The 13,089-nt window shown below is 42.0% G+C and carries 26 protein-coding genes and 1 pseudogene; all 27 read right to left on the bottom strand.

What is annotated here, in order from left to right; translation table 11 throughout:
• Positions 1-65: 65 nt before the first annotated feature.
• The gene (gene rplQ, locus C5695_RS00880) at positions 66-428 is read right to left on the bottom strand and encodes a 50S ribosomal protein L17 (RefSeq protein WP_003216944.1); all 363 of its coding nucleotides are present in this window, start codon (positions 426-428) and stop codon (positions 66-68) included.
• Positions 429-503: 75 nt separating this feature from the next.
• Positions 504-1,448 carry a DNA-directed RNA polymerase subunit alpha gene (locus tag C5695_RS00875; protein WP_117728282.1) on the bottom strand — a complete coding sequence of 315 codons (945 nt, stop codon included), beginning with the start codon at positions 1,446-1,448 and terminating at the stop codon, positions 504-506.
• Between the two features lie 175 nt (positions 1,449-1,623).
• Complete coding sequence (gene rpsK, locus C5695_RS00870) at positions 1,624-2,019, bottom strand: 30S ribosomal protein S11 (RefSeq protein ID WP_008356548.1); 396 nt, start codon at positions 2,017-2,019, stop codon at positions 1,624-1,626.
• Positions 2,020-2,039: 20 nt separating this feature from the next.
• On the bottom strand, positions 2,040-2,405 hold the full coding sequence (gene rpsM / locus C5695_RS00865) for a 30S ribosomal protein S13 (protein ID WP_003217023.1): 366 nt from the start codon (positions 2,403-2,405) through the stop codon (positions 2,040-2,042).
• A 21-nt stretch (positions 2,406-2,426) separates the two neighbouring features.
• Positions 2,427-2,540 carry a 50S ribosomal protein L36 gene (rpmJ, locus tag C5695_RS00860; RefSeq protein ID WP_003156543.1) on the bottom strand — a complete coding sequence of 38 codons (114 nt, stop codon included), beginning with the start codon at positions 2,538-2,540 and terminating at the stop codon, positions 2,427-2,429.
• Between the two features lie 31 nt (positions 2,541-2,571).
• Positions 2,572-2,790, bottom strand: coding sequence for a translation initiation factor IF-1 (gene infA / locus C5695_RS00855; protein ID WP_003217190.1), 219 nt, complete (start codon positions 2,788-2,790; stop codon positions 2,572-2,574).
• Positions 2,768-3,058: pseudogene (locus tag C5695_RS00850) on the bottom strand (KOW domain-containing RNA-binding protein). Before C5695_RS00850 ends, infA begins: the two are co-directional and overlap by 23 nt.
• Positions 3,059-3,103: 45 nt before the next feature.
• Positions 3,104-3,850, bottom strand: a complete 747-nt coding sequence (gene map / locus C5695_RS00845; RefSeq protein WP_003217210.1) for a type I methionyl aminopeptidase — start codon at positions 3,848-3,850, stop codon at positions 3,104-3,106.
• Positions 3,847-4,500 (bottom strand): adenylate kinase, encoded by a 654-nt coding sequence (locus C5695_RS00840; RefSeq protein WP_117728280.1) that lies wholly within the window; start codon positions 4,498-4,500, stop codon positions 3,847-3,849. The genes map and C5695_RS00840 overlap by 4 nt, the downstream gene beginning before the upstream one ends.
• Positions 4,501-4,557: 57 nt before the next feature.
• On the bottom strand, positions 4,558-5,850 hold the full coding sequence (gene secY / locus C5695_RS00835; protein ID WP_061417652.1) for a preprotein translocase subunit SecY: 1,293 nt from the start codon (positions 5,848-5,850) through the stop codon (positions 4,558-4,560).
• Between the two features lies 1 nt (position 5,851).
• Positions 5,852-6,292 carry a 50S ribosomal protein L15 gene (rplO, locus tag C5695_RS00830; RefSeq protein WP_034323201.1) on the bottom strand — a complete coding sequence of 147 codons (441 nt, stop codon included), beginning with the start codon at positions 6,290-6,292 and terminating at the stop codon, positions 5,852-5,854.
• Between the two features lie 30 nt (positions 6,293-6,322).
• A complete protein-coding gene (gene rpmD, locus C5695_RS00825) occupies positions 6,323-6,505 on the bottom strand; it encodes a 50S ribosomal protein L30 (RefSeq protein WP_003217067.1) in 183 nt (60 codons plus the stop codon).
• A gap of 13 nt (positions 6,506-6,518) precedes the next feature.
• Positions 6,519-7,019 (bottom strand): 30S ribosomal protein S5, encoded by a 501-nt coding sequence (rpsE, locus tag C5695_RS00820; RefSeq protein ID WP_007496332.1) that lies wholly within the window; start codon positions 7,017-7,019, stop codon positions 6,519-6,521.
• Between the two features lie 24 nt (positions 7,020-7,043).
• Entirely contained in the window at positions 7,044-7,406 is a 363-nt protein-coding gene (gene rplR, locus C5695_RS00815) for a 50S ribosomal protein L18 (protein ID WP_117728277.1), read from the bottom strand.
• Between the two features lie 32 nt (positions 7,407-7,438).
• Entirely contained in the window at positions 7,439-7,975 is a 537-nt protein-coding gene (rplF, locus tag C5695_RS00810) for a 50S ribosomal protein L6 (protein ID WP_117728275.1), read from the bottom strand.
• 31 nt (positions 7,976-8,006) lie between these two features.
• Positions 8,007-8,405, bottom strand: coding sequence for a 30S ribosomal protein S8 (rpsH, locus tag C5695_RS00805; protein WP_003217040.1), 399 nt, complete (start codon positions 8,403-8,405; stop codon positions 8,007-8,009).
• 31 nt (positions 8,406-8,436) lie between these two features.
• Positions 8,437-8,622 (bottom strand): 30S ribosomal protein S14, encoded by a 186-nt coding sequence (rpsN, locus tag C5695_RS00800; RefSeq protein WP_008356542.1) that lies wholly within the window; start codon positions 8,620-8,622, stop codon positions 8,437-8,439.
• A 22-nt stretch (positions 8,623-8,644) separates the two neighbouring features.
• Positions 8,645-9,184, bottom strand: coding sequence for a 50S ribosomal protein L5 (rplE, locus tag C5695_RS00795; protein WP_117728273.1), 540 nt, complete (start codon positions 9,182-9,184; stop codon positions 8,645-8,647).
• 25 nt (positions 9,185-9,209) lie between these two features.
• The gene (rplX, locus tag C5695_RS00790) at positions 9,210-9,521 is read right to left on the bottom strand and encodes a 50S ribosomal protein L24 (protein ID WP_008356538.1); all 312 of its coding nucleotides are present in this window, start codon (positions 9,519-9,521) and stop codon (positions 9,210-9,212) included.
• Positions 9,522-9,556: 35 nt separating this feature from the next.
• Entirely contained in the window at positions 9,557-9,925 is a 369-nt protein-coding gene (gene rplN / locus C5695_RS00785; protein ID WP_003216882.1) for a 50S ribosomal protein L14, read from the bottom strand.
• A gap of 39 nt (positions 9,926-9,964) precedes the next feature.
• The gene (gene rpsQ / locus C5695_RS00780; protein ID WP_003216906.1) at positions 9,965-10,228 is read right to left on the bottom strand and encodes a 30S ribosomal protein S17; all 264 of its coding nucleotides are present in this window, start codon (positions 10,226-10,228) and stop codon (positions 9,965-9,967) included.
• A 25-nt stretch (positions 10,229-10,253) separates the two neighbouring features.
• Positions 10,254-10,454 (bottom strand): 50S ribosomal protein L29, encoded by a 201-nt coding sequence (gene rpmC / locus C5695_RS00775; RefSeq protein WP_003217155.1) that lies wholly within the window; start codon positions 10,452-10,454, stop codon positions 10,254-10,256.
• Positions 10,444-10,878, bottom strand: coding sequence for a 50S ribosomal protein L16 (gene rplP, locus C5695_RS00770; RefSeq protein WP_003156478.1), 435 nt, complete (start codon positions 10,876-10,878; stop codon positions 10,444-10,446). The genes rpmC and rplP overlap by 11 nt, the downstream gene beginning before the upstream one ends.
• A 1-nt stretch (position 10,879) precedes the next feature.
• Positions 10,880-11,536 (bottom strand): 30S ribosomal protein S3, encoded by a 657-nt coding sequence (gene rpsC / locus C5695_RS00765; RefSeq protein ID WP_003217241.1) that lies wholly within the window; start codon positions 11,534-11,536, stop codon positions 10,880-10,882.
• 3 nt (positions 11,537-11,539) lie between these two features.
• Positions 11,540-11,881, bottom strand: coding sequence for a 50S ribosomal protein L22 (rplV, locus tag C5695_RS00760; RefSeq protein ID WP_007496316.1), 342 nt, complete (start codon positions 11,879-11,881; stop codon positions 11,540-11,542).
• A gap of 17 nt (positions 11,882-11,898) precedes the next feature.
• On the bottom strand, positions 11,899-12,177 hold the full coding sequence (rpsS, locus tag C5695_RS00755) for a 30S ribosomal protein S19 (protein WP_003216920.1): 279 nt from the start codon (positions 12,175-12,177) through the stop codon (positions 11,899-11,901).
• Between the two features lie 57 nt (positions 12,178-12,234).
• Positions 12,235-13,068: a 50S ribosomal protein L2 gene (gene rplB, locus C5695_RS00750; RefSeq protein ID WP_024425599.1), complete on the bottom strand. Its 834-nt coding sequence runs from the start codon at positions 13,066-13,068 to the stop codon at positions 12,235-12,237.
• Positions 13,069-13,089: the final 21 nt, after the last annotated feature.

Below are 13,089 nucleotides of genomic sequence, written 5' to 3'. Positions count from 1 at the left end.
ATCTAAAAAAGGGCATAGATCCAGTTATGAACTGTCCCGCCCTTTCTTAGATACACGCTATATGATTAAACTAATTCAATGACAGCCATTGGTGCGCCATCGCCGCGACGAGGTCCAAGCTTCATGATACGAGTGTATCCACCTTGGCGATCTTCGTAGCGAGTTGCAACGTCAGCGAATAATTTTTGAAGTGCATCTTGGTTTGTTTCAGCGTTAGCTACTTCATTGCGAATGTAAGCTGCAGCTTGACGGCGAGCATGAAGATCTCCGCGTTTGCCAAGAGTGATCATTTTTTCAACTACAGAGCGAAGTTCTTTCGCACGTGTTTCAGTTGTTTCAATGCGTTCGTTGATGATCAAATCAGTCGTTAGGTCACGAAGCATTGCTTTACGTTGTGCACTAGTGCGTCCTAGCTTTCTGTATGCCATGTGATGTCCCCTCCTTAATTAGAGATGCTGTATGAATAAAAAACACACGAAAATCCTAGTTCACAATGAAACTAGTCAATCGTCTTTACGAAGACCCAGTCCAAGTTCTTCTAGTTTCGCTTTCACTTCTTCAAGAGATTTACGTCCAAGGTTACGAACTTTCATCATATCCTCTTCTGTCTTGTTAGCAAGCTCTTGAACAGTGTTAATACCCGCACGCTTCAAACAGTTGTAAGAACGAACAGAAAGATCAAGCTCTTCAATTGTCATTTCAAGCACTTTTTCTTTTTGGTCTTCTTCTTTCTCAACCATGATTTCAGCATGCTGAGCTTCGTCAGTTAACCCAACGAAAATATTCAGGTGTTCAGTTAAAATCTTAGAACCTAGAGCGATCGCTTCTTTCGGTCCTGTGCTTCCATCAGTCCATACATCTAGTGTTAATTTATCATAGTTTGCGACTTGCCCAACACGGGTGTTCTCCACTTGATAAGTCACACGAGATACAGGTGTATAGATTGAGTCGATCGGAATCACACCGATTGGCTGATCGTCTCTTTTGTTTGCATCAGCAGGATTATACCCGCGACCTCTTTGTGCAGTTAAGCGAACACGGAAGCTCGCATTCTTGCCAAGAGTTGCGATGTGAAGATCTGGATTTAAGATTTCAATATCGCTGTCGTGTGTAATATCAGCAGCTGTTACAGTACCTTCATCTTGTACATCAATTTCAAGCGTCTTCTCTTCTTCAGAGTAGATTTTGAGTGCAAGCTTTTTAATGTTTAAGATAATCGTTGTAACATCTTCAACCACGCCTTCGATCGTTGAGAATTCGTGTAAGACACCATCTATCTGGATCGATGTTACAGCTGCACCAGGAAGTGAGGATAAAAGGATACGACGAAGGGAGTTCCCTAAAGTGGTACCATATCCACGCTCAAGTGGCTCTACGACAAACTTGCCATACTTGGCATCGTCGCTGATTTCAACCGTTTCGATTTTTGGTTTTTCAATTTCGATCATCTAATAAAACCCTCCTTCAAAACGTCGAAACCTCGAATAGAATCATATGAGATTCCATCCGAAATTCCTCATTGTTTAGTCCCGTATGTGCTCAGGCAACGAGTCGTGTATTCGTCTCATAAATAACTGTATCATAACCCATTATTGACAGGGACACAAAATCTATACAAACAAATTACACGCGGCGACGTTTTGGTGGACGGCATCCGTTATGAGGAACTGGAGTTACGTCTCTGATTGCAGTAACTTCAAGACCTGCAGCTTGAAGCGCACGAATTGCAGCTTCACGACCAGAACCAGGACCTTTAACAGTTACTTCAAGTGTTTTAAGACCATGTTCGATAGAACCTTTAGCAGCAGTTTCAGCAGCCATTTGTGCAGCGAAAGGAGTAGATTTACGAGAACCTCTGAATCCTAATGCACCAGCACTTGACCAAGAAATTGCGTTTCCATGAACATCAGTAATCGTTACAATCGTGTTGTTGAAAGTGGAACGGATATGAGCGATTCCAGCTTCAATATTCTTTTTCACGCGACGTTTACGCGTATTTGATTTACGAGCAGCAGCCATTCTTTAACTACCTCCTTTACTTATTTTTTCTTGTTAGCTACAGTACGACGCGGACCTTTACGAGTACGCGCGTTGTTTTTTGTGTTTTGTCCACGAACAGGAAGTCCTCTACGATGACGGATTCCGCGGTAGCTTCCGATTTCAATTAGACGCTTAATGTTAAGTGAAACTTCACGACGAAGGTCACCTTCTACTTTAAGTTTGTCAATGATATCACGGATTTTACCAAGTTCGTCTTCAGTTAGATCGCGAACGCGAGTGTCTTCAGAAACACCTGCTTCTTTAAGGACTTGTTGCGCAGTCGTACGACCAATTCCAAAAACATATGTTAAAGAAATGACAACACGTTTATCACGTGGAATATCTACACCAGCAATACGAGCCATGATTTGGGCACCTCCTTGTTATTAGCCTTGTTTTTGTTTATGTTTTGGGTTTTCACAGATCACCATTACTTTTCCTTTTCTGCGAATCACTTTACACTTTTCACAGATAGGTTTAACAGATGGTCTCACTTTCATGTGTTTCCAACCTCCTTCTTCCGGAGTTGCTTTATTTGTAACGGTACGTAATTCTACCACGAGTTAAGTCATATGGAGATAATTCTACCGTAACTTTGTCTCCAGGTAAAATGCGAATGAAGTGCATACGGATTTTTCCTGATACATGAGCCAAAACTGTATGACCATTCTCTAGTTCAACTTTGAACATTGCATTTGGCAAAGTTTCTGCTACAGTACCTTCCACTTCAATTACATCGTCTTTCGCCATTCAAGTGTTCTCCCTTCTTCAAATCAGTAACTTGCTCTCTGACAAATGTGCAACTGAGAAATTCTCAATTGTCCATCTATCACCCGACCTGTTTTGAATATACTGTTCTGAACTTCCGGAGATACGCAACCATAAAAGGTTATATGATTGATATTTTTTCTTAGGAGAATGAAATTTACGCTTTTCTCCGTCTGCGATTAGTACATGGCAGCCAACGAACATGCCGATGACACGCCTGTATACTGATCTTGTTCTTTCTTTGGACTATACAGACAACCTGCCCGATTTGGGCCTGAAAGGCTTCAGTGAAGACCTAAATCTTAGTCAGTATATCAAAACCTGTATCTGTAATCGCAATCGTATGCTCAAAGTGAGCACACTTTTTCCCATCAACCGTTACAACCGTCCAGTTATCAGCCAATGTTTTCACATATCGGCTGCCTGCGTTCACCATCGGTTCGATGGCCAACACCATTCCAGGTTTTAGCCGTGGGCCTTTGTTGGGTGGACCATAATGAGGAATTTGAGGGTCCTCATGAAGATCCTGTCCGACCCCATGTCCAACATATTCTCTAACAACTGAGAAATTCTCATTTTCTACATACGTTTGTATGGCATGGGAAATGTTCGACAGACGTTCGCCTGGCTTTGCTTCCTGTAAGCCTTTATATAGAGATTCCTCTGTGACTTCCAGTAGTTTGCGGTCTTCATCACTGATTACCCCAACTGGATAAGTCCAAGCAGAGTCACCATGATAGCCATTTAATTTTGCGCCAATATCGATACTAATGATGTCACCATCACGTAAAACCCGTTTACCAGGGATACCGTGAACGAGTTCTTCATTCACCGAAACGCAAATGCTCCCGCGAAAACCATTATACCCTTTAAAAGATGGGATTGCACCCTGCTTTGTAATAAAACGTTCGGCAATTTGATCCAATTCTTTTGTCGAAATACCTGGTTTTATATGTTTCTTCAGCTCTTCATGAGTCAGTGCGACAATGCGTCCAGCTTCTCTCATAATCTCAAGCTCGCGTGGAGTTTTACAGATAATCATTTATTTAATCCCCCAAGCAGGTCCTTGATATCTGCATATACATCGTTAATGTGCTTCGCACCATCAATGTTTGCAAGATATCCTTTGTCTGAATAAAAGTTCAGTAAAGGTTCAGTCTGCTTTAAGTTTACTTCAAGTCTAGTCGAAACGGTTTCTGCATTATCATCTGCACGTTGATAAAGCTCGCCTCCACACTTGTCGCAAACATTTTCTTTCGCAGGTGGATTGAATACTAAATGATATGTTGCTCCGCAATTTTTGCAAATTCTTCGGCCAGTCAGACGCTCCATCAAAGCATCTTTATCGACTTTAATATTAATGACATAATCAATCGTTCTGCCAAGGTCCTTTAGAATATCTTCTAAAGCTTCAGCCTGAGCGACTGTTCGCGGAAATCCGTCCAGAAGAAAACCTTGTTCACAATCATCTTTGCCAAGTCTTTCTCTAACAATACCGATTGTGACCTCATCAGGAACAAGCTCCCCTTTATCGATAAAGGATTTTGCTTCGAGCCCAAGTTGTGTCTCCTCTTTCATAGCAGCGCGGAACATATCTCCTGTTGAGATATGAGGGATCCCATAATCATCAACAATTCGTTCTGCCTGAGTGCCTTTACCAGCACCCGGAAGCCCCATTAAGACTAAGTTCATTTCGGATTTCCCCTTCCTTACTTTTAGAGAGGTTGGGCAGGAGCCCAGCCCTCTGTTTTATTTCATAAATCCACGGTAGTTTCGTTTCACTAATTGGCTTTCAAGCTGTTTCATTGTTTCAAGTGCAACACCTACAACAATGAGAAGACTTGTGCCGCCAATTTGTGCAGCGGAAGGTAATCCAGCGAATTGAATGAAAAAGATAGGAAGTATTGAAATCACGGCTAAGAAAATGGCGCCCACGAACGTGAGTCGGTACAAAATGCTCGTAATTCTATCTTGAGTCATTTTCCCTGGACGAACTCCCGGGATATAGCCACCCTGCTTTTGCAGATTTTCAGCCATTTGTTCAGGATTGACTTGGACAAAGGCATAAAAATATGTGAAAGCAACAATCAGTGCTACATAAATCGTCATACCGATTGGCTTAGTATAGTCAAAGTTGTTGGTTATCCAAGTTGTCACATTATTGGTTCCGAAGAACGATGCGACCGTCTGCGGAGTAATAATGAAAGAAACGGCAAAGATGACTGGAATCACCCCTGCTGGATTCACTTTCAATGGAAGGTGCGTTGCTTGACTAGCAGACATTTGTGCACGGCCAGTTCCTTTTGAATATTGAATCGCAATCTTTCTCACTGCCATTTGAATGTAAATAACACCGATAACAATGACAAGAATAGCAATTACAATAAGGGCAATTTTCAGGATTTGCATGAACAGCTGTCCATCTCCACCTACAAATTGCTGAGCGTACACTTGTTTTAATGTTTGAGGGATACCAGCGATGATACCGGCAAAGATAATAATCGAAATACCGTTACCAACACCGTGAGCAGTAATCTGCTCGCCCAGCCACATTAAAAATGCTGTTCCCGCAGTGAGTACGACCGCAATTAAGAGATACGTTGAAACACCTGGGTTTTCAATCAGCATGCCTCCTGCCATATTGTTAAATCCATATGACATTCCTAACGCCTGGATAAATCCTAGAACAATTGTAAAATACCTTGTGAATTGTGCTAATTTTCGGCGGCCAACCTCTCCTTGCTTTGACCACTCAGTGAACTTCGGAACGACATCCATCTGCAAGAGCTGAATGATGATCGAAGCAGTGATATACGGCATAATCCCCATTGCAAGAATGGAGAATTGGAAAAGTGCCCCTCCCCCAAACGTGTTGAGGATTCCGAAAACACTCATTTGATCCTGTGCCTGGAGAACTTCGGCGTTCACATTAGGCACAGGGATGAAAGCACCTATACGAAAGACGACTAACATTAAAAGTGTAAATATAATCTTATTCCGTATATCTTTCACGCGCATAAAATTGGAGATTGTCTTAAACAAGTTAGATCACCTCGGCTGTACCGCCAGCAGCTTCAATCGCTTCTTTCGCAGAAGCAGAGAATTTATTGGCTTTTACAGTTAATTTTTTTTCTAATTTACCGTTGCCAAGAATTTTTACTCCTGCTTTTAACTTGCTTAATGCACCAGTCTCTAGAAGAAGTTCAGGAGTGACTTCCGTTCCTTCGTCAAAACTGTTTAATCTGTCTAAGTTGATTACCGCGTAATCTTTACGGTTGATGTTTGTAAAACCACGTTTTGGAAGGCGTTGGAATAAAGGCATCTGACCACCTTCGAAACCAGGGCGTACACCGCCGCCAGAACGAGCGTTTTGACCTTTATGACCTTTACCAGAAGTTTTACCGTTACCTGATCCAATACCACGACCAACACGGTTGCGTACTTTACGTGAACCTTCTGAAGGCTTCAATTCATGAAGTTTCATTTGGGCACCTCCTTATCGATTAAAAATGTTTTATTGTTCTTTAACAGAAACTAAATGAGACACCTTGTTAATCATGCCGCGGATCGCTGCATTGTCTTCATGTACGACTGTTTGGTTTGTTTTCTTTAGACCAAGAGTACGAACAGTGACACGCTGATCTTCAGGACGACCGATTACACTGCGTTTGAGGGTAATTTCTAATTTATTTGCCATTATTGTTCCCTCCTTATCCTAACAGGTCTTCTACAGATTTTCCACGAAGCTTCGCTACATCTTCAGCACGTTTAAGTTCACTTAAACCTTGAAGTGTTGCGCGGATCATGTTGATCGGTGTATTAGAACCTAGAGATTTAGAAAGGATATCAGCTAGACCAGCAAGCTCAAGTACCGCACGCACTGGGCCTCCAGCGATAACTCCTGTACCTTCTGAAGCAGGCTTCAATAGAACGTTTCCTGCACCGAATCGACCGATGATTTCATGTGGAATTGTAGTTCCAACCATTGGTACTTCAATTAAATTCTTTTTCGCATCTTCGACAGCTTTGCGGATCGCTTCTGGTACTTCTTGTGCTTTACCAGTACCGAATCCAACATGACCGTTTTTGTCACCGACAACAACTAAAGCTGCAAAACGGAAACGACGTCCACCTTTAACAACTTTCGCTACGCGGTTAACCGTAACTAAGCGTTCTTCTAACTCTAATTTGCTTGGGTCAATACGACTCATTCGGATGTGTCCCTCCTTCTTTTATTAAAATTTAAGTCCAGCCTCACGAGCAGCTTCAGCTAGAGCTTTTACACGTCCATGATATAGGTATCCTCCGCGGTCAAATACCACGTTAGAGATTCCTTTTTCAACAGCACGTTTTGCAACAAGTTCGCCAATTTTAGTAGCAGCTGCAGTGTCAGAACTATTCTCGATCTTTAAGTCTTTATCAAGAGTAGAAGCACTTACAAGTGTTACACCGTTAACATCATCAATTACTTGAGCGTAGATATTCTTGTTAGAACGGAAAACGTTAAGGCGAGGTCTTTCAGCAGTACCTGAAAGTTTCGCACGAACACGAGCATGTCTTTTAAGACGAGTAGCGTTTTTGCTAGTTTTCGTAATCATCCGAGTCACTCCTTTCTTCACTTTAAGCGATCTTACTTACCAGTTTTTCCTTCTTTACGGCGAACGAATTCACCTTCGTAACGAATTCCTTTACCTTTGTAAGGCTCTGGAGAACGGACAGCGCGGATGTTAGAAGCAAGAGCTCCTACACGCTCTTTATCGATACCTTTAATGACTATTTTCGTTTGAGATGGAACTTCTACTTCAACTCCAGCCTCAGGAACGATTTCAACTGGGTGAGAGTATCCAACGTTAAGAACAAGTTTGTTTCCAGATTTAGCTGCACGGTAACCGACACCGATAAGTTCTAAACCTCTTTCGAAACCTTTAGATACACCTTCAACCATGTTTGCAATCAAGCTACGTGTTGTACCATGTAATGCACGGTGTTCTTTATGTTCAGACGGACGGCTAACAGTTAAGACGCTGTCCTCAATTTTAATTTCCATATCAGGGTGAAATGTACGAGTTAGTTCACCTTTTGGTCCCTTTACTGTTACTGTGTTATCGTTGTTTGTCACAGTAACTCCTGAAGGGATCTCGATTAGTTTTTTACCTATACGAGACATACCAAGCACCTCCATTCATCTTAAACTTTTTTTACCATACGTAAGCAAGTACTTCTCCACCAGCTTGTTTAGCACGGGCTTCTTTGTCCGATAAAACACCTTGTGATGTAGAAATAATTGCGATTCCAAGTCCGTTAAGTACACGTGGTACTTCATTTGATTTCGCATATACGCGTAAACCAGGCTTACTGATTCTTTTAAGACCAGTGATAACACGCTCGTTGTTTTGGCCGTATTTAAGGAACATACGGATAATTCCTTGTTTGCTGTCTTCGACGTATTCAACGTCACGGATAAAACCTTCACGCTTTAAGATTTCAGCAATTTCTCTTTTGATTTTTGAAGCCGGTACTTCTAGCTTCTCATGACGTACCATGTTCGCATTGCGAATACGAGTCAGCAAATCTGCAATCGGATCTGTCATAACCATTATTTAATAACCTCCTTCCCATTTATGGGGATTACCAGCTGGCTTTTTTAACGCCAGGAATTTGTCCTTTATATGCAAGTTCGCGGAAACAAATACGGCAAAGTTTAAACTTACGAATAACTGAATGTGGACGACCACAACGTTCGCAGCGCGTATACTCTTGAACTTTAAACTTTTGTTTGCGTTGTTGCTTCGCAATCATAGACTTTTTAGCCACGATTTCGCCTCCCTTTCATTGATTATTTCTGGAACGGCATACCTACTTGAGTTAATAACTCACGTGCTTCTTCGTCCGTATTGGCAGTAGTAACGATAACGATATCCATACCGCGGACTTTTGTTACTTTATCGTAATCAATTTCTGGGAAGATTAACTGTTCTTTAATACCAAGCGTGTAGTTTCCACGTCCGTCGAAAGATTTCTTAGAAATCCCACGGAAGTCACGTACACGTGGTAAAGATACAGAAATAAGTTTATCAAGGAAATCATACATGCGCTCTCCGCGAAGTGTTACTTTCGCACCGATTGGCATTCCTTCACGTAGACGGAATCCAGCAATAGACTTCTTCGCACGAGTAACGACAGGTTTTTGACCAGCGATAAACGTTAATTCTTCAACAGCAGTATCGATTGCTTTAGCGTTTTGAACTGCGTCACCAACACCCATGTTGATCACGATTTTTTCGATTTTTGGCACTTGCATTACTGAAGTGTATTCAAACTTAGAAACTAATGCAGGTGTAATTTCTTTTACAAACTTTTCTTTAAGGCGGTTCATGAGAAAGACCTCCCTTCCTTATTTACTATTTATCTAGAACTTGCCCAGATTTTTTCGCTACACGGACTTTCTTTCCATCCTCAACTTTATATCCAACACGTGTCACTTCACCCGTTTTAGGATCAAGCGGCATTACGTTTGATACGTGGATCGGCGCTTCTTGTTCAGAAATTCCGCCTTGAGGGTTAGCTTGGGTTGGTTTAGAGTGTTTTTTCACAAGGTTGATACCTTCTACTAAAACACGTTCCTTTTTAGGGAAAGCAGCAAGGATGACACCTTGTTTACCTTTATCTTTACCAGAGATAACCACTACTTTATCGCCCTTTTTAACATGCATTTAATCGCACCTCCTTGAGTCGCGGATTGTATTCATTAAAGTACTTCTGGTGCTAGAGAAACAATTTTCATATAGTTGTTTTCACGAAGTTCACGTGCTACTGGTCCGAAGATACGAGTTCCACGTGGGCTCTTGTCGTCACGGATGATGACACATGCATTTTCATCGAAACTGATGTAAGATCCATCGTTTCTGCGAGCTCCGCTCTTCGTACGAACGATAACTGCTTTCACAACTTCACCTTTTTTGACAACGCCTCCTGGTGTTGCTTGTTTAACCGTACAAACAATGACATCACCGATGTTAGCCGTCTTACGTCCAGAGCCACCAAGAACTTTAATCGTTAGTACTTCGCGTGCGCCAGAGTTGTCAGCTACTTTTAAACGAGTCTCCTGTTGAATCATTAATGTTACCTCCTTTCGGAAAAAGAAATCCGAACTTTATTAGATAATAACGGCTTCTTCGACAACTTCAACTAGACGAAAGCGTTTAGTCGCAGATAAAGGACGAGTTTCCATGACCTTTACGATGTCTCCGATTTTAGCTTGGTTGTTTTCATCATGTGCTTTGAACTTTTTAGAGTATCTTACACGTTTGCCATAAAGTGAATGCTTTTTGTATGTTTCAACCACAACAGTGATGGTTTTATCCATTTTGTCAGAAACAACACGACCTTGATACACTTTACGTTGGTTACGTTCGCTCATGTTTGCGGGGCCTCCCCTCTAATTATTATTTATTAGCAGCGATTTCTCTTTGACGAATCACAGTTTTCATGCGTGCGATTGATTTGCGCACTTCACGAATGCGAGCAGTGTTTTCAAGCTGCCCAGTCGCTAATTGGAAACGAAGATTGAAAAGTTCTTCTTTAAGAGACTTTACTTTTTGTTCAATTTCAGCAGTGGTAAGGTCACGAATTTCATTAGCTTTCATTTGATTCACCACCAATTTCTTCACGTTTTACGAACTTCGTTTTAATTGGCAATTTGTGAGATGCAAGACGAAGAGCTTCACGAGCAACTTCTTCAGACACACCAGAAATTTCAAATAAAACTTTGCCCGGTTTTACTACAGCTACCCATCCTTCTGGAGCACCTTTACCGGAACCCATGCGGACTTCTAGAGGTTTTGCTGTGTATGGCTTAGAAGGGAAAATTTTAATCCAAACTTTACCGCCACGTTTCATGTAACGAGTCATAGCAATACGAGCAGCTTCGATTTGACGGTTCGTGATCCAAGAAGCTTCAAGAGCTTGGATACCGTACTCACCGAAATGTACTTCAGTGCCGCCTTTTGCACGACCACGCATTTTTCCACGATGTTCTCTGCGATACTTCACGCGTTTTGGCAATAACATATTATTTTCCTCCTTCCGCAGTATTCTTCTTAGTTGGAAGGACTTCTCCACGATAGATCCATACTTTTACGCCAAGCTTACCATAAGTAGTATCAGCTTCAGCAGTAGCATAGTCGATGTCAGCACGAAGTGTGTGCAACGGAACAGTACCTTCACTGTAATATTCAGAACGAGCAATATCTGCACCGCCAAGACGACCAGAAACCATTGTTTTGATTCCTTGTGCTCCAGCACGCATTGTGCGTTGGATTGTTTGTTTTTGTGCACGACGGAATGAAATACGATTTTCAAGTTGACGAGCGATGTTTTCAGCAACTAGCTGAGCATCAAGATCTGCTCTCTTGATTTCAAGAATGTTAATGTGTACACGTTTGCCAGTTAGGCTGTTAAGAGCTTTACGAAGTGCTTCAACTTCAGATCCGCCTTTACCAATTACCATACCTGGTTTAGCCGTGTGGATTGTGATATTTACGCGGTTTGCAGCACGTTCGATTTCTACTTTAGAAACAGACGCGTCAGACAAACGCTTGCTGATGAATTCACGGATTTTCAAGTCTTCATGTAAGAAGTCAGCGTAATCTTTTCCTGCGAACCATTTAGATTCCCAATCACGAATGACGCCAATACGAAGACCTACTGGATTTACCTTTTGACCCACGGATTATCCCTCCTTCTTTTCTGATACAACGATTGTAATGTGGCTAGTACGTTTATTAATTGCGCTCGCACGACCCATAGCACGTGGACGGAATCTCTTAAGTGTTGGACCTTCGTCAACAAATGCTTGAGTAATCACTAGGCTGTTAGCGTCCAACTCGTAGTTGTGCTCAGCGTTTGCGATAGCAGATTTTAATACTTTTTCAATAATTGGTGAAGCAGCCTTAGGTGTAAGGTTTAAGATAGAAACTGCTTCTCCTACTTGCTTACCTCGGATCAGGTCCATTACTAGACGTGCTTTACGAGGAGCAATACGGACTGTTCTTGCGACAGCTTTAGCTTGCATTTAAAAGCCTCCTCTCATTAGCGTCTTGTTTTTTTATCGTCACTAGCATGACCTTTGTAAGTACGGCTTGGTGCGAATTCGCCCAATTTGTGACCTACCATATCTTCAGAAATGAAAACAGGTACATGTTTGCGTCCGTCATAGACAGCGATTGTGTGACCGATGAATTGTGGGAAAATTGTAGAACGACGAGACCAAGTTTTTACGACTTGCTTTTTGTCAGTTTCATTCAATTTCTCGACTTTAGCCATCAAATGATCATCAACAAATGGTCCTTTTTTTAAGCTGCGAGCCATTGTGGAACCTCCCTTCGTGATTGAACTACGGTCCTAAATGAACCGTAGACAACCCCGTTACTTGTTTTTACGACGACGTACAATGAATTTATCAGACTTGTTGGTTTTCTTACGAGTCTTGAATCCAAGAGTCGGTTTACCCCATGGAGACATTGGTGATTTACGTCCGATTGGAGCGCGTCCTTCACCACCGCCGTGTGGGTGATCGTTAGGGTTCATTACAGAACCACGAACTGTTGGGCGTACGCCTTTCCAGCGAGAACGTCCAGCTTTACCGATGTTAATTAATTCGTGTTGCTCGTTTCCAACTTGACCGATAGTCGCACGGCAAGCAGAAAGAATCATGCGAACTTCTCCTGAGTTCAAACGTACAAGAACGTATTTACCTTCTTTACCAAGAACTTGAGCAGAAGTACCAGCAGAACGAACTAATTGTCCACCTTTACCTGGTTTTAATTCAATGTTATGCACAACTGTACCAACTGGGATGTTGATAAGTGGAAGAGCATTACCTGGTTTGATGTCAGCTTCTGGTCCAGAAGTAACTTCAGTACCAACTTGGATTCCTTTCGGAGCAAGAATGTAACGTTTCTCACCATCTGCATAGTTTACAAGAGCGATGTTCGCTGAACGGTTTGGATCATACTCGATTGTAGCAACGCGTCCAGGTATACCGTCTTTATCACGCTTAAAGTCGATGATACGGTATTGACGTTTGTGACCGCCACCTTGATGACGAACAGTCAATCTACCTTGGTTGTTACGTCCGCCTTTTTTGTGAAGCGGTGCAAGCAACGATTTTTCTGGTTTGTCAGTCGTGATTTCAGCAAAATCTGAAGTAGTCATGCCACGACGACCATTACTGGTTGGTTTATACTTTTTAATCGCCATTTTGAATTTCCCTCCTTCTTT

It is taken from the genome of Bacillus pumilus, assembly GCF_003431975.1.
Taxonomy (GTDB): Bacteria; Bacillota; Bacilli; order Bacillales; family Bacillaceae; genus Bacillus; species Bacillus pumilus_N.
This window is presented reverse-complemented; position numbering and strand designations above follow the sequence as displayed.